This window comes from Methylobacterium variabile (genome assembly GCF_001043975.1).
In the GTDB taxonomy this organism is placed as follows: Bacteria; Pseudomonadota; Alphaproteobacteria; order Rhizobiales; family Beijerinckiaceae; genus Methylobacterium; species Methylobacterium variabile.
The window spans coordinates 19,524-39,155 of the sequence record NZ_LABY01000030.1; the positions used below are offsets into that span (position 1 = coordinate 19,524).

Genomic DNA, 19,632 nt, shown 5'->3' on the forward strand with positions numbered 1-19,632 from the left:
CTGACAGCATCCTCGTCGGATGAGTAGAGGGGGGGCACGATGCCTAACGTAATTCGTGAACGCGCCCGATCGTCAGTGAAGCTCATGCTAAAATTCAGGGACTGATGTCACCTCGTTGCATCAATCCTGGACGAACCTGCGACTTTCGCAACACCGAAAGAGTGTCATCAAGTTCGCGCATGAGATGGGTAACTGCGCGGAACGACACGATCCCCGCGTGGTTTTCAGGCGGCTCTTCGAGAGCACCGCGCAATTGCTCGATCTCGGCGATCTTCGCCTGGATGATACTGAGATCCTCCTCCGTGGGGCCCCCAGCGTGCTCCAGCATGCTTTGGAGCGTCCACTGCTGGACCCGCAGGAGCAGGAGAGTGTCGAGATCATCATAGAGGTCAGCCTCGGCATCCGACGAACTCTCCCCCATCTGATAGAGCTTCTCGATCCCGGCGGCGCGTGCCGACGAGCGCATCTCGATCTCGGCAATGCGCCGCCGGACGCTCCGAAGGGAAGCGGCGATGTTGGTTGTCATTGGGTCCAAGGTCATCTCACAGGCAGGTCCCGCAGGTGGCACTGTCATTCTTGCAAGTATGTATGGTCGGGTCAGGCGAGTACCCGGCTGACCTGTGTCGCGGTCCAGGCGCTGCCGTTCGGCGTGCCGATGCCGCGTGCATTCAGTTCGGCCGCAATCCCGCTAAGGGTCGTGATCCCGCGTGCTCGAATATCCTCGATCGATCGCCGAACCTTGAGCTTGAACGCTTCGGCGCGCGCCTGCCGGGCAGCAACGCCCGCCCTTGAACCGATTTCGGGCTGTGGGCTCCCGAGCGTCACGCCGCGCGCCTTGAGAGCCGCGAGGGCAGCCCTGGTGCGCTCCGAGATCTTCTGGCGCTCGACGTCGGCGAACCAGCCCATGATCTGGAGCATCGGGCGGTCGGCATGGGGCATGTCGACGGCGGTGAAGGGTGTCTCAACGTAGCGCCTGCCGCGCCGCTCGCCGCGCAGAAAGGTTGCGATGTAGGCGAGGTCGCGACTGAGCCGATCGAGGCGGGCGACGATCAACGTCGCCTTGTGCTTGTTGGCGGCGGCGCGTGCCCGGATCAACTCCGGCCGCATCATACGTTCGTTTGATCGTGTAAAGTTCGCCGCCTCCAGCGGCTCAAACCGCCAAATAGCTGTGCACAGTCGCTGATCCTGCTTGACAATCTGCCCGGGCTTCAACCTTGCCCCCATCGAGTCTATGCCGGGCATCCCGCCAACGCGCGTGGTGCGCGCCGCCGCGTCGAGCCCTGCCGGAATGACCTCGGGCGTCGCGGCGCGACGACTCTGGGGTTTGGGGCACCAAGGGGCAGGCGAGCCGCGGGCGCGCATTCGTCCAGCGGTACACGCACAACGGCCAGGAGATGACTGTCCCCAGATAGCTCAGGCCGAGGGGCTCAAACCCAAGACGCTTGACGCGCGCCTCCGAAAGGGCATGCCACTTGAAGAGGCGCTCGATCCCGTAGTTCGGTCCGGATCAGGGCGGCCACGTCGCTAGCTGCTATCCGTGCCTAGACGTCGTCCCTGACCCAGATCTGACGATGATCGATCATCCGAAAAGGCGGCGGTGAATGAGGGCGGCAAGTTCAGCTTGTCCGCGCATACTCATTATTCGGTTCTGGAAACTAAGATTTCTCAGCGTCATCGTTAGCACAGCATCTCCAGTCGCGGAGAGAAAAAGACTATACCGATTTATATAATTCGTTCAACCAAATAATTATGAGTATTTTCCAATTGATTCAGCATTCATAAATTATTTCTGAAGTTGAATGAAAGACACGCGTCGGAACTATCGGCGATGGGAAGCGCACTCGCGAGAAGGGTCGAGCCCATGGAGGAGAAATTGTCTTTCGGGATCAGGACACAACTTCACGTCCTCACAGCCGCAGCGGTTCTTGGCATCGCAGTCATCGTTGTCCTCGCGGGCTTCGCCCTGCGCGATGCCGTTGTCGATGCGCGCATGACGAAGACCCGCCAACTGGTCGAAGCCGCGCACAGTCTCGTCGCCGGGTTTGCCGAGCAAGAACGCACCGGCAAGCTTGACCGTAAGCAGGCGCAGGATCTGGCCACAGCAGCCCTGAAGGCGATGCGCTACGACCGCAGCGAGTACTTCTGGGTCAACGACATGCACCCACGCATGATCATGCATCCGACCCGCTCGAAGCTCGACGGCACCGACCTCACAACCTCCAAGGACCCGAACGGCAAGACCCTCTTCGTCGAAATGGTCGAGGTCGTGCGCAAGTCCGGTGCCGGGTTCGTGCCCTACCAGTGGCCCAAGCCCGGCGAGGACCAGCCCGTCGACAAGCTGTCCTACGTCAAAGGCTTCGAGCCCTGGGGCTGGGTCATCGGCTCCGGCGTCTACGCCGATGATACCGCGGCTCAGGTTCGCACCGCGCTCTTCGGCCTGCTCAAGGGCGTCGTTCTCGCGGCGGGACTGATTGCCCTTCTCGCCGTCATGATCGGGCGCTCGATCGCCGGGAAGATCCGTCATCTGGCGAGCGTCATGCGCAGGCTGGCGGATGGTAACCTCCAGCAGGAGATCCCGTCCGTTGCCCGGCGCGACGAGATCGGCGCCATGGCCAAGGCCGTGCTGGTGTTCCGCGACAACGCCATCGCGCGCGAGCGCCTGGAGGAGGAGGCCGCGCAAACCGAGCACGAGAAGGCCAAGCGCAACGGAGAGCTTGAGGCCAGCCTTGCCGCCTTCCAGAGCGCGATGCGCAACGTCGTGAGCACCGTTGCGGGCAATACCGCCGAGATGCAGCGCACTGCCGAGGCCCTCACGTCGATCTCGACCCAGACCTCCCAGGAGGCCGATGCCGCGACAGCAGTGTCGGGCCAGACCTCCGAGCACGTCACGATGGTAGCGGCCTCCACCGATCAACTCTCAAGTTCGATCCAGGAGATCTCCCGGCAGGTGCAGGGGGTAGCCGAGATCGTGCGCCAGGGAAGCGAGACCGCGACGGCATCCGCGCGTCAGGCGCACGCGATGGCGGAGGTCGGCGAGCGCATCGCGGCGGTGATCGGGTCGATCCAGTCGATCGCCTCACAGACGAACCTGCTCGCCCTGAACGCGACGATCGAGTCGGCGCGCGCCGGGCAGGCAGGCAAGGGCTTCGCCGTGGTTGCCTCGGAGGTGAAGATGCTGGCGGGTCAGACAGCGCGCGCCAGCGACGAGATCGTCGCTCGGGTCGGCGAGATCCAGGCCACCACGCGCCATGTCCTGGCGGCCAACGAGCAACTGGTCACGATGATGCACGACATCCTGACGGCGACGACGGCGGTCGCCTCGGCCGTCGAGCAGCAGAATGCCGCGACCGGCGACATCGCCCGCAGCGTGCAGGTGGCAGCCGATGGGACAGAGAAGCTCGCCCTGAACATCTCGGAGGTGCGCTCGGGAGCGCGTGAGACGGAGAAGCATGCGGGCGCGGTTCTTGAGGTGACCAAGGCGATGCTGTCGCAATCCTCGCTGATCGAGGAGCAGCTTCGCGCCTTCGTACACGCGCTCCGGGTGGGTCCGATGGACCGCCGCAAGGGCAGCACCAGCAAGCTCTATCAGGGTCATGACCGGCGCTCCCAGTCCACCGATGCTCTGAAAAGTGCGTAGACTATGCACCACATGCTGGATCGCGAAGGCGAGCGCCTGGAAGCTGTTCATCGACTGGCTGCTGTCGGCACAGGGCCCGAGGCGCAATTCGACGCGATCTGTCGGGTCTTGCGCCGGATCTTCGATGCGCCAATCGCCCTCGTCTCAATCGTCGAGCACGACCGCGTATGGTACAAGGCCAAGTGCGGCCTTGAGGTCGAGAATGCGCCGCGCGACGTCGCGGTCTGCGCCCATACCATTCTCAGCGACGACGTTCTGATCGTCGAGGACCTCGCTCGGGACATCCGGTTCCGGAACAACCCGCTCGTGACCGGAGATCCCGGCCTGCGAGCCTACGCAGGCGTTCCCCTGGTCCTTGCCCCAGGGCTCAGGGTCGGCGCACTCTGCGTCATCGACACGTGGCCGCGCACCTTCCTCGCGGAGCAGATCGACCAGCTTCGCGACCTCGGTGAAGTCGTCGTCGCTCAGTTGCGGGAGTACGAAACGCGACGCGCAAGGGCGAACGCCGAGCGGAAAAGCAGCGAGACCGTCTCTGTCCTCAACGCCACCCTGGAGCACATGGACCAGGGCCTGATGATGGTCGACGAGTTCGACGTCGTTCGGGTTTGCAACGGTCGCGCGATGGAGATGCTCGACCTGCCCTCCGAGATGATGCGGGCGCAGCCGACCTTCGCGCAGGTTCGTCAATACCAACTCGATCAGGACGAGTTCCGCCAGTCGCCCGAGTTCATGCGACAGTGGGTGAAGAGTTCCGGACTGGAGAGGACCCATCACGTCTACGAGCGCGAACGGTCCAATGGCCGGATCCTTGAGATCCGCACGGTGCCGCTCGCCGCGGGCGGGGCGGTACGAACGTACAGCGACGTCACCGAGCGCAGGCGGGCCGAGCATCAGGTCCTGGCAAGCGAGGCGCGCTACCGCGTCCTCGCTGATGGGCTGCCGCAAATGGTCTGGGTCATGCGCGTCAGCGATGGCGAGTTGCTCTACCGCAACACGCGGTTCGTGGACTACTTCGGTGAGATCGGCACGGCGCGCACGGCCCGGGTCCAACGGAACCACCCCGACGATGCCGAGCGCGTCGCGCGCGAGTGGGCTCGCTGCTGCTCAGAGGGCCAGCCCTTCGACATCGAGGTTCGTCTTCGCCGCTGGGACGACGCCTACCGCTGGCACAAGTTGGTGATGACTCCTGTTCGCAAGGGAGACGAGGTCGTCGAGTACCTGGGCACGGCCCTCGATATCGAAGACATCATCTCGGCTCACGAGTCGCTGCGGGTCACGACGGACCGCCTCCGGCTCGCCCAGGCGGCGGCGGGGGCGGGTCTGTTCGACTGGAACCTGCTCGACGGCAGCGCGGTACTCTCGCCGGAGGCGCTGCGGCTGTTCGGCTTTCCCGAGGATCGCACCTCCCCGGTAACACGCGACGAGTGGTCGGCGGCGATCCAGCCCGACGATCTGACGACCCTGGCAGTCGAGGTCGAGCAAGCCTTGAAGACGGGCGAGACCCTCAGGATCGAGTACCGCGTACCTCAGCCGGATGGATCCCAGCGCTGGATCATGAGCATGGGCCGTGTGACGACGGGACCCGATGGGCAGGCGATCAGCGTCCTCGGCATCAGCGTCGACATCACGGAACGCAAGCAGGCCGAAGCTAAGATCGCCCATATGGCCCGCCACGACGTGCTCACCGACCTGCCAAACCGCGCGCTGTTCCGCGAGCGCGTCGAGCAGCGGTTGGCGGAAGTGCGCCGTCATGGAGGCTTTTGCGTGCTGATGGTCCTGGATCTCGATGGCTTCAAGGCGGTCAATGACAGCCTCGGCCATCTCGCGGGCGATGCCCTGCTCTGCGAGGTCGCGCGTCGGTTCCGGGCCGCGCTGCGCGTCGAGGACACGGTCGCGCGGTTCGGGGGCGATGAATTCGCGATCCTGCTCGGCGGGGCGCTGCGCCTGGAGGGCGTCAGGAACCTTGCCGAACGCCTCGTCGAGGTCGTGCGCGAGCCGATCCGGATCGACGGGCAGCAGATTGGTATCGGCGTCAGCATCGGCATCGCGATCAGCACCGGGCACGGTCAGGATACCGAGAGCCTGCTGCGTCACGCCGACCTCGCGCTCTACCGCGCCAAGCACGATGGCCGGAACACCTACCGGTTCTTCGAGCCCGGGATGGATCAGGCGGCCGAGGAGCGGCGGCGCCTCGAACTCGATCTGCGTCTCGCCCTGCGTCGAGGCGAGTTCGAGTTGCACTACCAGCCGATCGTGGACCTTGCCTCGGGCAAGGTCGTGGCGGTCGAGGCGCTGGTGCGCTGGCGACATCCGACACGCGGTCTGATCTCGCCGGGAGAGTTCATCCCGCTTGCCGAGGAGACGGGTCTGATCGTGCCGCTCGGCGAGTGGGTGCTGCGGACGGCGATCCGGGACGCGCGGGATCTCCCCGAGCATGTCCGGGTCGCGGTCAACATCTCGCCGATCCAGATTCGGCACGCCAGCTTCGGCGCGACCGTTCGTGCGGCCATGTCCGATGCTGCGCTGCCACCTGATCGGCTGGAGTTGGAGATTACCGAGAGCGTTCTGCTCGGCGATAGTCCCTTGGTGAAAGATGTTTTAGCCAGTCTACGGAGTATCGGAGTTCATTTGGCTTTAGACGACTTTGGTACCGGGTATTCTTCCCTGAGCTACTTGCGCCAGCACCCGTTCGGTCGCATCAAGATCGATCGCTCCTTCCTCGTCTCGATCGCGGATACGGCGGCGATGGAGATCCTGCGCGCGATCGTGAGCCTGGGACGAGGTCTGGGCATGACAGTCACAGCCGAAGGTGTTGAAACACAGGAGCAACTCGCGGTCCTTCGTGCAGAAGGCTGCGAACAGGTCCAGGGTTACCTGTTTGGTAAACCCCAGCGGTTGCTCGAATTACATACCCTAAAATCTCATGCCTCGAAAAGTTAAATGACTTGGTAGCAAAGCGGGCGGCGAACCTTGCGGACTTATCCGTAAACAATCGATGTCATTACATAAGTGATAGTATAGATTTCGCCCGTGCACACTAATTTTATTTAAAATTGTTGTATCATTCTGAATTGCCTCTATACCAGTTATTAGGCGACACTCGCGCCATTGTCATCTCCTCTCATCATCACAAACCGCTATTTGCGCAGACCGTTGAATGCGATCTTTGAAGTTATCTTCGCAAAAGCTACGTGGATGACGTCGATCGATGAACTTCCCGCATTTGGGGATATGGCCGGGCAGGCTCCTTGTTACAATGCAAGTGCATCGAACCGCCTGCCCGGCATAGATCATCGCGTGTGTCACGCATGACACTACGAGAAAACTACGGAGATGCTTGTTGTGTTGCTACATCGGCAAACATGAAGACGATTTTCTTTATGTTCTCTGCATCTGCTATAACGCTTCGCGCCAGTGCTCCTATGCCCTCATGAGGAAGATCAAGGTTGATCAACATATCCTCTATCTTTTTTATCTCTGACCGAATTATGTCGCAGGTCAGATCCAATTCTTGACTGAGCGATCGCATATGCTTAGTTCGGGATCCAAGATCAACACCTGCGATATCTGCCTTGGAAAACTCGAAACACAAGCGGTCTGCTTGATGATCACTCATGCATTTTTCAGGGAAAATACAGATGTCAGCCATCTTCGAACCTTCATGCAGCGCGAACAGATTGAAGAAAGCGATGAACTTCATTCGTGAGATGCTCGGACTGTCGGGAGAGTTCAGACGCGGAGGCGAGCACCTGACTGGCCGCAGCGCCGGTATCCTCTGACGCCTAGGCGACGCCGACGATGTTCGAGGTCACCTCGGCCGTCCCGGTGGCTGCCTGGGCGACGTTGCGCACGATTTCCTGCGTCGCCGCACTCTGCTCCTCGACCGCCGAGGCGATGGTCGTGGTCACCACGTTGATCTCGTGAATGCGCGCCGTGATCGAGCCAATGGCTGAGACCGCCTGACCCGTCACACCCTGGATACGTCCGATATGCCCTCCGATTTCGTCCGTTGCCCGGGAGGTCTGCGCGGCGAGTTCCTTGACCTCGGCGGCTACTACCGCAAAGCCCCGGCCAGCAGCGCCTGCCCGAGCCGCCTCGATGGTGGCGTTTAACGCCAGAAGGTTCGTCTGGCTTGCGATCGTAGAAATCAACCCGACGACGTCGCCCACCTTCGTGACGGCCACGGTGAGTTCCTCGACGAGGAGTGCTGTGCGATCCGCCTCGCTGACGGCAACCTGAGCGAGGGAAGCCGAGCCCTGCACCTGCCTCCCGATCTCCTGAACGGAGGCGCCTCGTTCCTCTGATGCCGCCGCCACGGTGCTGACATTAGACGCTGCCTGCTCGGCTGCTGCCGCAACAGTCGTAGATTGCGAAGCCGTCTCGGCGGCGGTTGCAGTCATCGTAGAGGCCGTGGCTTGCAACTCGGTCGCAGAGGCAGAGACCATGCCAACGATGCCGCCGATCGCTTGCTCGAAGACGTCGGCGAGTTCAGCCGTCGCGCGCCGCCGCTCAACGGTCGCGGCCTCATCGGCGATGTGCTTGATCTCGGCCTGTTCGGCAGCCTTCTGCGCCACCAGAGCCTTGATAACCTCAACCGCCTTGCCCACGAGACCAATCTCGTCTCGCCGGGCCGACTCTTGAATCTTAGCCTCGATGTTGCCTTTGGCCATGCCTTGCAGGACACCAACCAAGTTCGAGAGTGGGCGAGTAATGCCGAAGGCAGTAATGTAAATAGCGAGAACAAAGGTCAGAAACAACCCTGCGATGGCCGACACGGTCAGTCGCATCGTGGCGGCGTCCGCTTTTTCCTGTGCGTCACGCTTTGCGTCTGTCAACTCACTTGTAAGAATATTAAGGCGAGATTGAACAAACTACCGAACTTTCGTGCGAGCAGCAGCGCCCTCAAAAAGAGCGATTTCGCTCGCCGTAGCAGGCTCGCTCTTAAGTCCTGCTTCGGCCGACCGGTCTAGAGTTTTATAAAATGCTTCGACTTCTTTACGCAAATCCTTGAGCGTTGAGCGACGCTCTGATGTGTCTGCAAGAGTGATAGTCTTATCAATTGCGTCGTATGTATTCTTTGCGGCTTGATCGTAGCGAGCTTTGTAATCTGCCATTTCGGCTTCGCGTGCCTCAATAATGATGTTCCGGTTCTGAACTAGTGCCTCATTCACGTTGATGTGAACCGTTAACATGCTTTCGAGTCTGGCAACCTGGACATCGACAATATTCTAAGTTCGGTCGCTCAAAGCGCTAAAGGCTGTATGAGCATAGTACACCAGTCCTGTTGCAATTGTCGACACAAACACTAATGGAACTAATATCTTCGTGACTATCTTGAGATCGGAAAGTCGCAACATCTCATCAACTTCTTGTGAAGGTTAATAACTTGGATGACAAACACAAAAAATTGCTTACCATAACTTTACATTTCACCGTTAAATGAAGGTTTAATGATGTATGATGCTACGGTCGAAATCTAATCGCGACCCGAAGCGGATGGCCTGCCATACAGCGCTAGTGCACTGACGCCTTCAAAAGGTACATAGTTCGTTGCGATTTCCGCTGCGTTTGCAGGCGGTTGGCGAGATCGGGCGTGGTGCTTTCGTCGGCGTCAGTGCACTAGCATCAAGCGGGCAGGAGCAGATGAGCCTCATGAACCTGGTGCACGAGCTCGCGTCGGCTAGCAGGCGTCAGAGCTTTTTTGCGAGCACGTCCTGCAGGATGTGTTTGTCGAGGCTCAGATCGACCACAAACCGCTTAAGCTTGCGGTTCTCCTCCTCCATCTGCTTCGGGCGCTGTGGCTCGCCCGTGCCCAAGCCGCCGTAGAGACTCTCCCAGCGGTAGACCGTCCGCTCGGAGATCCCAATCCGGCGCAGCGCCTCCGCCACCGGTGTCCTGGTCTCAGCCTGTTTCCGGGCGAAGGCGATCTGCTCCTCGGTAAACCTGTTCTTCTTCACGGCTCTGCTCCTCCCGTCATGGGCTCACAAAACCGGAAAACTCGCACTCAGGCTGAACCAGAGCTATGGGGGGACGTCGTGCGCTCGTGCGCAACAGTATTCCTAATCTTCCAATCGGTTGAGCGCGAGCGCTGCAAGTGTGCACACCGCTCCGGAGAGGAGGTAGGCACCTACTGAGATCAGTCCGAAGGAGCTTGCCAGCAGCAAGGCGACGAGCGGCGCAAAGCCGGCTCCGATGAACCACGCGGCCGTGGCTGTCGTTCCCGCACCCGTGTAACGGTGCTTGGAAGAAAATCTATAGTTCAAAGCCCCAGACGACTGGCCGAAGCCAAGTCCCAGCAGGGCGAAGCCAAGCAACACATATGACCACTCGCCGCCCGGGCCCTTGCTGAGCAGTTGCGGTGCAAACCCGCTATAGGCTCCAATGAGGGCTGCTGAGACGGCAAGCACTTTCCGGCCACCGAAGCGATCCGCAAGGATGCCGGATGCGATCACAGCCACCAAACCGACAACAGCTCCTACCAACTCGATCACAAGGAAGCGCAGCGGCGCCTCGCTCGATGTGAGGACGACCCATGACAAGGGGAATACCGTGACAAGGTGGAAGAGGGCGAAGCTCGCAAGCGGCGCGAAGGCACCGAGAACGACCGTTCGCGCTTCCTCGCGGAGGAGGCTCGCCAGAGGAGAAGGTTGCAACTCACGGCTTTCGTACAGCCGCTCGAACTCGGGGGTGGAAATCAATCGCAAGCGGGCAAACAATGCCACCACGTTGATGACGAAGGCGACGAAGAACGGGTAGCGCCAGCCCCACTCGAGGAAATCAGTTGTTTTCAGCGTCACCAGCAGGAACGCGAAGAGGGCACTGGCCACGAACATGCCAATTGGTGCCCCAAGCTGAGGGATCATGGCGAACCAGCCGCGTCTCTCCGGTGGTGCATTGAGCGAGAGGAGCGATGGCAGCCCATCCCACGTGCCACCCTGGGCGAAGCCCTGTCCGATCCGGAGCAGGGCCAGGATAACGGCGGCGACATGGCCGACCTGCGCATAGCCCGGCAGAAACGCCATCGCGGCCGTCGAGCCTCCCAGCAGGAAGAGTGCCGTGGTCAGTTTGACTCCGCGCCCATGCCGCCGGTCGATCCACATGAACAGGAACGCACCAAAAGGCCGGGCGATGAACGCCAGCGAGAAGATCGCGAAGGAGTAGAGCGTGCCAGTCAGGGCGTCGGCATACGGAAAAACCAGCGACGGGAACACCAGTACCGACGCGATCGCGTAGACGAAGAAGTCGAAGAACTCCGACGACCGCCCGATGATGACGCCTACTGCGATCTCGCCGGGCCGGACCCGATGCTCTCTCGCGTTCACGAGCCGGGCGTCGCGCTCCAGGGGTGTCGAGCTCGCAGCACTGGCGGGTGTGGCAGCCATTCCTTCAATCCTCTCGTCCGTTCCGTCACGCGACTACGGGACCTCTCGACCGCCATAGAGGCAGCCATTCCGACGAGCTTTGACCGCGGTCAAAGTCCGCGGGCTCCAAGACCTCTATCCGGGAGCCATGTTCAGCCCTGGATCTCGTCTCATGAAACGGGCCTTTGGCCTCGCGCCCCTCGTTTTGCCGTTCCTGCTCGGCGGCTGCAACATGGTCACGATGAACCCAACCGGGGACATCGCGCTTCAGCAGCGTAACCTGATCCTGTTTTCGGTCGCCGTTATGCTCCTCATCATCGTACCGGTGATGGTGTTGACCGTCGTGTTTGCCTACCGCTACCGATCAAGCAATCCGAACAAGGTCTACGATCCCAATTTCGATCACTCGACGACGCTCGAACTGGTGATCTGGTCCTGTCCGCTGCTCATCATCATCGCTTTGAGTGCGGTGACCTGGACGAGCACGCACTTGCTTGATCCGTTTCGGCCTTTGGAGCGCATCTCGGCGGACAAGCCTATCCCAGCCGATACGAAACCGCTGATCGTCCAGGTCGTAGCGCTCGATTGGAAGTGGCTCTTCATCTATCCCGACCTCGGGGTCGCGACCGTGAACGAGCTCGCGCTGCCCGTGGACGTACCGGTGCGCTTCCTCATCACCTCCACGGACCAATTCAATACCTTCTACGCCCCGACCCTCGCCGGCATGATCTACGCCATGCCAACGATGCGCTCGGAGCTGAATGCCGTGCTCAACAAGCCCGGTGAGAGCTGGGGTTACTCCGGCAACTACACGGGCCGCGGCTACTCCGACATGCGCTTCAAGCTGCGAGGCGTCGAGACAGCCGATTTTGAACGCTGGGTGGCAGAGGTGAAGGCCTCGGGCAACTCCCTGGACCTGCCCAAGATGCTCGAGCTCGTGAAGCCGAGCGAGAAGGTGCCGGTGATGCGCTTCGCCCCGGTCCAGGAGGGTTTGTTCGACCGCGCAGTCAACCGTTGCATCGAGCCCGGCAAGCCCTGCATGATCGATATCATGCGTCAGGATATGCAGGCAGGCGGCGGTAACCCGCACGACTCGCACATGGGGCACGGCATGCCCTCCGGTCGCGAGGCCGAGCCGCTCACGGGCGAGCGGGCCAAGCCCGCTCTGCAGAAGGCGCCGCAGGAGAAGGGCACGAGCCCGAACGTCACCAAGCCCGTGCAGCCCGAGCCACCCGGCCAGCTCAAGCCGGGCGATCCCAAGAACCGAGACCAGTCAGCCACCGATCCGCTTCCGGCTATCTGCGCTCCGCGCTCGCCGCGCGCCTGATCTCTCGCCCCTGAGACCGCTATGACCGACACCTTAATCAAGACGATCTTCGGCCGCCTCGGCCTGGAGTCGTTCCCGATCCACGAGCCGATCCTGCTCGGCACCTTCATCGTCGTCGCGCTGCTCGGATTGAGCATTGTAGGTGCTATCGCCTACTTCCGCTTGTGGGGCTATCTCTGGCGCGAATGGTTCACGAGCGTCGATCATAAGAAGATCGGCATTATGTACGTGATCCTCGGCATCATCATGCTGCTGCGCGGCTTTGCCGACGCGCTCATGATGCGGGCCCAGCAGGCTATCGCTTTCGGCGGTAACGAGGGTTACCTCCCGGCCCACCACTACGATCAGATCTTCACCGCTCACGGAACGATCATGATCTTCTTCGTGGCGATCCCGCTGGTGGTCGGGCTCATCAACTACGTGATGCCGCTGCAGATCGGCGCGCGCGACGTCGCCTTCCCGTTCCTCAACAACCTGAGCTTCTGGCTGACGGCTGCCGGTGCGGCGCTCACCATGCTCTCGCTCTTCGTGGGCGAGTTCGCCCGCACGGGCTGGTTGTCCTACGCTCCCCTAGCAGGTCTCGACTACAGTCCAGACACTGGTGTCGACTATTATCTCTGGTCTTTGCAGATCGCTGGCGTCGGTACGACGCTGTCGGCGATCAACATGGTGGCGACCATTGTCAAGATGCGCGCACCCGGCATGACCATGATGAAATTGCCGGTCTTCTGCTGGACCGCGCTCTGCTCGAACGTGCTGGCAATCGCGATCTTTCCGGCGCTCACCGCCGCCTTCTTCCTGCTCATGATGGACCGCTACGTCGGGACGAACTTCTTCACCAACGATCGCGGCGGCGCGCCGATGATGTACTGGAACATGGTCTGGATCTGGGGTCACCCGGAGGTCTACGTCCTTGTCCTGCCCGCGTTCGGGATCTATTCTGAGATCACTTCCACTTTCACCGGCAAGCGACTGTTCGGCTATTCATCGATGGTGTACGCAACCGTCGTCATCACCATCTTGTCCTATCTTGTCTGGCTGCACCACTTCTTCACCATGGGCGCAGGTCCGGCTGTAAACTCGTTCTTCGGGATCGCCACGATGGTGATCTCGATCCCCACGGGGGCCAAGATCTTCAACTGGCTTTTCACAATGTATCGCGGCAACATCCGGTTTGAGTTGCCGATGATGTGGGTGGTTGCCTTCATGCTCACCTTCGTGGTGGGCGGCATGACGGGTGTGCTGCTCGCCATTCCACCCGCTGATTTCGTGCTCCACAACTCGCTCTTCCTCGTGGCGCACTTCCACAACGTCATTATCGGCGGCGTCGTGTTCGGCCTGTTTGCGGCCATCGTCTATTGGTTCCCGAAGGCGTTCGGGTTCAAGCTCGACCCGTTCTGGGGCAAGGTTGCCTTCTGGGGCTGGGTCATCGGCTATTGGGTGGCCTGGACGCCGATCTACGTGGTCGGGCTGATGGGTACCGCCCGCCGCGTCCGCCACTTCGACGATCCAAGCTTCCAACCCTACTTCGTCATCGCCGCCATCGGCGCCCTCATCATCCTGGTCGGCATCCTCGGCTTCGTGATGAGCATCGTGATGGGTTTCGTGAAGCGCGAGAAGTTGCGCGACACGACGGGTGATCCGTGGGACGGTCGGACCCTCGAATGGTCCACCACCTCGCCGCCGCCCGCCTACAACTTTGCCTTCACGCCCGTCGTGCACGATCTGGATGCCTGGTACGACATGAAGGCGCGCGGCTACGAGCGTCCTGCAAGCGGCTACCGCCCGATCCACATGCCGAAAAACACCAGCGCAGGCGTGATTATCGCTGGTCTATCGTTCACGCTCGGGTTCGGTATGGTCTGGTATATGTGGTGGCTCGCTGCTTTGAGCTTCATCGCCCTGATGATCGTTGCAGTCGGGCACACCTTCAATTTCAAACGGGACTTCTACATCCCCGCGGATGAGGTCGCGCGAACGGAAAGCAAGCGGCAGCGGCTGCTTGGTATGGAGGCCTGACATGACTGATCGCGCACTCAACACCCAAGAGTCTGCTATCACCTGGCACCATTTGGACCAGGAAGATCATGATCATGGTGGCGGCGCCACGATCCTGGGCTTCTGGATCTACCTGATGAGCGACGCTCTCATCTTCGCCTCGCTGTTCGCTATGTTCGGCGTGGTGAGCACCAGTTATGCTGGAGGGCCTGTCCCACGGCAGATTTTCGACATACCTCTTGTTGCCCTTAACACAGCGCTTCTCCTCGCCTCGTCAATCACCTTCGGGCAGGCCATCCCCCACATGGAAGCGGGCCGGCTCAGCTCGACGAGGCGCTGGCTCGCGGTGACAGGGCTGCTCGGCGCCGCCTTCGTTGGTGTGGAACTCTACGAGTTCGCACACCTGATCGCCGAGGGTGCCGGCCCGCAACGCAGTGCGTTCCTGTCCGCCTTCTTCACCCTGGTTGGCACTCACGGCGCGCACGTCACCGTTGGGCTGATCTGGATCGCGGTGATGCTGGTCCAAATTGGTCAGAATGGACTTAACGGTGAAATCAAGCGTCGGATCGTCTGCTTGTCGATGTTCTGGCACTTCCTCGACATCATCTGGATCGGCGTGTTCAATTTCGTCTACCTGTATGGAGTGATCCGGTGAGCACTCATTCTCTGCACGTCGCTAGTGACGGTAACCGCGGGCATGGCCGTCGCAGCTACTGGACTGGCTGTGCGCTTGCGGTCATTCTCACTGTTATTCCGTTCTGGTTGGTCATGGCTCGGCCGCTGCACGATCCGGGCTGGACGGCAGCGATTATCTTCGCGCTCGCACTCGTTCAAATCGTCGTTCACGTCGTCAGCTTCCTCCACCTCGACACTCAATCCGAGGAGGGATGGACGCTACTAGCCTTCCTGTTCACAGCGGTCATTGTGATCCTGACGATCGGTGGCTCCGTTTGGGTGATGTACCACCTCAACACAAACATGATGCCGATGCCCTAGCGCCTGGGTACGGGCGCGCTGACCACGACGAGGCCGTTGCGGGGAAATCCTCTGACAAGAAGGTGTTCCTGCCTGGCCTCCAGCTCGTTGAACAAGGTGCGATCGCGGCTGGGGCAGCAGCAAGCTACCCTGCATAGGAGAGCTTCATGAGCGCATTACAGTCTCTTACGTACAACGTTGTGTCCTCCTTGGGAGACGGGACTGGCATTCCAGAGGCTGAACTACATGATCTCATTGCTCGGCACGAGCGGCTGGCGCACCTGTGTGATCAACTCGAAGCCTGTGCCGACAAACTTCCTGTCTGGCCCAACGAAATGGAGGCCGGGCGGTTGCGAGAGGCGCTCGAAGCGTATGTCGAGCGTGCGGCGGAACACGAGGATCTTCTCGTCACCCAGACCTTCGGTCGTTCCCTTCAGAGCCCTCTGGCGGAGGCTCTGATACATCACGTCGATCTTCGGCACATCGACGACCTGATCCATGCGCAGGATCTGATTGCTGCGCTTGGTACCACACCGACTGCCAACGCGAGGATTTCGGCTGAGACGTTTGGCTACATGCTGCGCTGCTTCTTCGCCGCGAGTCGCCAGGCGATGGTACTCGAGGAGCTTGCAATCCTCATGCTCGGCCACGAAAGCCTGACACCTGACGGAAAGTCTTTGCTGATCAATGGGCTCTGTCGTCGGGTGGCCTGATGCTTAGGCCGCAGATATCTGCGTCTTGAGCGCACCAAGATCAGCAATCGCCACGGTTCGGCTGCCTGAAAGGGCGATCAGCCCCGCACCTTTCAACCTTGTCAGCTGCCGGCTCACGGTCTCGATGGTGATGCCGAGCACGTCCGCCATCTGGCCTCGCGTCAATGGAAGGTCGAACGTCACAGGCCCGCCATGGCTCGCCGAGCACCCACAGGGTCCCGCACGCGCAGCCATTTCGAGCAGCAGGCTAGTCACCTTTTCCGTGGCGGACATGCGGGCCAGCGTCAGCATGCGTCCACGCGCCTCGTTGAGCGCCTTGAGAGTGCGCTGAAGCAGAAGGTTCTCCAGGCGCACATGATGCTCGAGAACGTGCTCGAAGGCTCCCCGGGGGAACGTGCAGAGCTCCGCGTCGGTCAGAGCCGTGATCGTGAAGTCGACTTCATCTGCGTAGGGTTGGCCAAAAAAGTCAGCTGCATAGAGAAGACCAACGATCTGCTCGCGTCCGTCACTTGCAGCTGCGGCCATCTTCAAAATCCCGTCTAGAAGATTGCCACAAAGAAGATTTTCGGCGCCCGACCACATTACAGTGGTGCCTGCCGAGACATGGCGGCGACGGCCGACACTATTCAGCGCCGTAAGCTCTTCATCGCTGAGACTGCCGCACAACGCTTGATCACGAACAGCGCAGCCTGCGCAGAGATTGTTCATTTGCAATCTGTCCCCTTCAAACTACCAGAGCATGGTTCATGAGACCTTATATATTTGCGTCGCCAGAAGCATAAGCGTCTGGATTAATTTGGCTTGTGCATTGATTGCGACTTCAAAAGCTCCACATGGTCACATCAGGCTTCTCCGCCAGTAGGCGATGCAGCTGGCTTCAAGTCACACTTTTTATGCGTACCGATACGAAAAGGCGCAATAGGAATATACCTTATATGGCAATGGAGCTGCTGATCGGCCTCCAGGAGGTGGTCCAGGTTCAAAGTTAGTGCAGTGTTGGCGCTTGCTCCACGCGTGGCTTGGCCGGCGGTGCCGGTCGGGTGAACGCAGCCTGCCAAGCGGGCAAGCTTGGCACGAATACCTCTAGGGCTGGTGGTCGGTAGCCCAATGCGCCGCGCGCGCACCCCATTGTAGTGTCGCCGCCAGCTCTCGATGATGATCTGTGCCTCCTTTAGCGTGTGGAAGATCTCGCCGTTCAACAGTTCGTCTATTAGCTGTGCGTTGAAGCTCTCCGCGTACCCGTTCTCTCACGGTGAGCCAGGCATGGTGTAGGCTGCCTTTGCACCCACAGCGGTGATCCACTTCTGCACAGATTGGGCGATGAACCCCGGTCCATTGTCAGAGCGAACGTGCGCAGGTACGCTACACAGGATGAACAAGTCCGAGAGCACATCGATCACGTCCGCTGCCTTGAGCTTGCGGGCCACCCGGATCGCCAGGCACTCGCGGGTGAACTCGTCGATGACGTTCAGCAGGCGGACCTTGCGCCCGTCATGCGTGCGCACCTCGACGAAGTCGTAGGACCAGACGTGGTCGCGGTGCTCGGGCCGCAGCCGGACACAGGAGCCATCCCCGTCCCACAATCGGCCCTTCTTGGGCTGACGGGCCGGCACCCTGAGCCCCTCCTGCCGCCACAGCCACTCGACCCGCTTGTCGTTGACCAGCCAGCCTGCCGCCCGCAGCAGGGCGGCGATCTTGCGGTAGCCGTAGCGGCCGTACCGGCGCGCCAGCTCGACCAGATCGGCCAGCAGCGCCGCCTCGTCGTCTCTCCCCCGCGGCACCTTGCGCTGCGTCGAGCGATGCTGCCCAAGGGCGCGACAGGCGCGCCGCTCGGAGACCGTCAGCACGGTCCGGACATGCTCGATGCAGGCGCGTCGGCGCGCGGGGCTCAGAAGTTTCCCCTGGCGGCCTCCTGCAGGATCAGCTTGTCGAGCGTGAGATCCGCGATCGCCTTGCGCAGCCGCTGGTTCTCGGTCTCCAGCTCCTTCATCCGGCGCACCTGGTCGGACTTCAGCCCACCGAACTCCTTGCGCCAGCGGTAATACGTGACCCCGATCACGCCAATCGCCTGGATCGCGTCAGCCACGCTCTGCCCCTGCGAGACCAGCACGTCCACCTGCCGCAGCTTGGTCACCACCTCTTCCGGCTTGTGCTTCTTCGTTCCCATCGCGTCCGTCCTCCGTCGGCTCAAAGCCATACTTCAGGGCGGACCATTCCGACGGGGGCTGACCAATCGCGAAGTCGGAAACCCGGCGGGCCGGCGCCGGCCTGTCCCGATAGGTGGAGAGGTCGTGCAGGCGCAGGAGCACGGGGTCCGGCAACCCGTGCTCTCGCCCTTGAGCTTATTGCAGGCGATCAAAGGAATTGCCTACAACGGCTTGCAGGACGCCACGCCTCGGCGTACGTTGTAGGCAATTCGAGGGGGTGCCTACAATGAACGCGCGCTCCAATGAGCCGGAGAGCCTTCCCATTGCGCTCCAGTCGATGTTCGCCGACCTCGTCGAGCGGGCCTGGACGGGAAACCTACGCGACCTGGTTTCCAAAGGCGGCTCACCCTACGCGCGAGAGGTCCGCGGTCGCTCGTACTGGTACTGGCAGCCGGCCACGGAGCAAGGAAGGCGCCCTTCCGCCCGTTATATTGGCCCCGACAACGAACAGACCCGCACGCGCCTGCAAACGCTCAAGGATCACGCCGACAACCTGCGGGAACGCCGTGACCTGGTCCGCGCCCTGCGGGCGGCCCGCCTGCCCGTCCCGGACACCATGTCGGGCGACATCCTCGCGGCGATGGCCGAAGCCGGTGTCTTCCGGCTGCGTGCGGTCGTGGTAGGGTCCATGGCCTTCCAGACCTATCCTGGCCTCCTCGGGCACCGGCTTGCCGCCACGTTGAGCCGCACGGGAGACCTGGACGTCGGCCAGTTCCAGACCATCGCCATCGCGGTCGAGGACAGGATCGACGACGACCTGCAAAGCGTGCTGCGCTTCGTCGACCCACGCTTCGAGGCGGTCCCGGATGCCTTCGACGGACGTCGGACACAGCGTTATGCGCTGCGGCGGGGACGCGACGAGATCTTCTCCGTGGACATCCTCAGCCCTATGCGGGGTCCGGAGACATCCAGGGTCGCGGCCCTTCCCGCGATCAGGTCCGACGCGCAGATGCTGCGCTACCTCGACTTCCTCCTCTACCAGGAGGTCAACAGCGTCGCCCTGCACGGCGCGGGCATCCCGATCAACGTTCCCGACCCTACGCGGTACGCACTCCACAAGCTCATCGTTTCCCAGATGCGCCGCCATGACGATGCCCAAAGCCAGGCGAAGTCGCGCAAGGACCTCGACCAGGCCGCCGCGCTGATCACAATACTGTCGAAGGCACGGCCCCACGACTTGCAGGACCTATGGCAAGAGCTCTGCGAGCGGGGGGCGGCCTGGCGGGAGAAGGCGACGCGCGGCCTCGCCTCGCTGCCGCCGCGCATCGCTCTGGCACTTGGGGCGGACATCCAGATGGACACCCGGCATTCCCCTGCGAACCGTCAGCCCGCCGAGGACATGGAAGAGGAGGTGAGCAGGGAGGCCACCAATCCCATCGGGCACGGATAGGCGGGTTCGCTGGCCGGCCTCACG

13 protein-coding genes and 3 pseudogenes are annotated in these 19,632 nt (G+C 61.4%); 8 read left to right on the forward strand and 8 right to left on the reverse strand.

All coding sequences use genetic code 11. The features are described from left to right. Positions 1–94: 94 nt before the first annotated feature. Positions 95–526, reverse strand: coding sequence for a hypothetical protein (locus VQ02_RS34615; protein WP_157080501.1), 432 nt, complete (start codon positions 524–526; stop codon positions 95–97). Positions 527–597: 71 nt separating this feature from the next. Beyond that, positions 598–1,110 (reverse strand): recombinase family protein, encoded by a 513-nt coding sequence (locus VQ02_RS05120; protein WP_048443086.1) that lies wholly within the window; start codon positions 1,108–1,110, stop codon positions 598–600. Between the two features lie 751 nt (positions 1,111–1,861). Here VQ02_RS05120 and VQ02_RS05125 point away from each other — a divergent pair. Together VQ02_RS05125 and VQ02_RS34620 are read left to right on the forward strand one after the other, a co-directional pair. After that, on the forward strand, positions 1,862–3,637 hold the full coding sequence (locus tag VQ02_RS05125) for a cache domain-containing protein (RefSeq protein ID WP_165088694.1): 1,776 nt from the start codon (positions 1,862–1,864) through the stop codon (positions 3,635–3,637). A gap of 12 nt (positions 3,638–3,649) precedes the next feature. Further along, a complete protein-coding gene (locus tag VQ02_RS34620; RefSeq protein WP_167350710.1) occupies positions 3,650–6,577 on the forward strand; it encodes an EAL domain-containing protein in 2,928 nt (975 codons plus the stop codon). 385 nt (positions 6,578–6,962) lie between these two features. Here the strand turns inward: VQ02_RS34620 and VQ02_RS36735 are convergent, their stop codons facing one another. The 4 genes and pseudogenes from VQ02_RS36735 to VQ02_RS05145 all read right to left on the reverse strand — a co-directional run bounded on the left by VQ02_RS36735 (position 6,963) and on the right by VQ02_RS05145 (position 11,019). Then, positions 6,963–7,337: a hypothetical protein gene (locus tag VQ02_RS36735; RefSeq protein ID WP_157080502.1), complete on the reverse strand. Its 375-nt coding sequence runs from the start codon at positions 7,335–7,337 to the stop codon at positions 6,963–6,965. Beyond that, positions 7,297–8,829, reverse strand: a pseudogene (locus VQ02_RS05135) (methyl-accepting chemotaxis protein). Before VQ02_RS05135 ends, VQ02_RS36735 begins: the two are co-directional and overlap by 41 nt. A gap of 451 nt (positions 8,830–9,280) precedes the next feature. Beyond that, a pseudogene (locus VQ02_RS05140) lies at positions 9,281–9,594 on the reverse strand (transposase); the annotation flags it as partial. A 102-nt stretch (positions 9,595–9,696) separates the two neighbouring features. Further along, positions 9,697–11,019: an MFS transporter gene (locus VQ02_RS05145; RefSeq protein ID WP_048443088.1), complete on the reverse strand. Its 1,323-nt coding sequence runs from the start codon at positions 11,017–11,019 to the stop codon at positions 9,697–9,699. A 151-nt stretch (positions 11,020–11,170) separates the two neighbouring features. Here VQ02_RS05145 and cyoA point away from each other — a divergent pair, with 151 nt between their 5' ends. From cyoA to VQ02_RS36740, 5 genes are all read left to right on the forward strand, one after another. After that, positions 11,171–12,325 carry a ubiquinol oxidase subunit II gene (gene cyoA, locus VQ02_RS05150; protein WP_048443089.1) on the forward strand — a complete coding sequence of 385 codons (1,155 nt, stop codon included), beginning with the start codon at positions 11,171–11,173 and terminating at the stop codon, positions 12,323–12,325. A gap of 21 nt (positions 12,326–12,346) precedes the next feature. After that, positions 12,347–14,344 carry a cytochrome o ubiquinol oxidase subunit I gene (gene cyoB, locus VQ02_RS05155; protein ID WP_048443090.1) on the forward strand — a complete coding sequence of 666 codons (1,998 nt, stop codon included), beginning with the start codon at positions 12,347–12,349 and terminating at the stop codon, positions 14,342–14,344. A gap of 1 nt (position 14,345) precedes the next feature. Further along, a complete protein-coding gene (cyoC, locus tag VQ02_RS05160; RefSeq protein WP_048443091.1) occupies positions 14,346–14,978 on the forward strand; it encodes a cytochrome o ubiquinol oxidase subunit III in 633 nt (210 codons plus the stop codon). Further along, positions 14,975–15,319: a cytochrome o ubiquinol oxidase subunit IV gene (gene cyoD / locus VQ02_RS05165; protein WP_048443092.1), complete on the forward strand. Its 345-nt coding sequence runs from the start codon at positions 14,975–14,977 to the stop codon at positions 15,317–15,319. The genes cyoC and cyoD overlap by 4 nt, the downstream gene beginning before the upstream one ends. Before the next feature lie 146 nt (positions 15,320–15,465). Then, the gene (locus VQ02_RS36740; RefSeq protein ID WP_157080503.1) at positions 15,466–16,011 is read left to right on the forward strand and encodes a hypothetical protein; all 546 of its coding nucleotides are present in this window, start codon (positions 15,466–15,468) and stop codon (positions 16,009–16,011) included. 3 nt (positions 16,012–16,014) lie between these two features. On the opposite strand, the gene VQ02_RS05175 is transcribed toward VQ02_RS36740, so the two are convergent. Continuing rightward, positions 16,015–16,719, reverse strand: coding sequence for a Crp/Fnr family transcriptional regulator (locus VQ02_RS05175; RefSeq protein ID WP_048443094.1), 705 nt, complete (start codon positions 16,717–16,719; stop codon positions 16,015–16,017). Positions 16,720–16,996: 277 nt separating this feature from the next. After that, a pseudogene (locus VQ02_RS05180) lies at positions 16,997–18,178 on the reverse strand (IS3 family transposase). Positions 18,179–18,444: 266 nt separating this feature from the next. On the opposite strand from VQ02_RS05180, the gene VQ02_RS05190 reads away from it, so the two are divergent. Then, on the forward strand, positions 18,445–19,608 hold the full coding sequence (locus VQ02_RS05190; protein ID WP_053080240.1) for a nucleotidyltransferase family protein: 1,164 nt from the start codon (positions 18,445–18,447) through the stop codon (positions 19,606–19,608). The last annotated feature ends 24 nt before the right edge of the window (positions 19,609–19,632 follow it).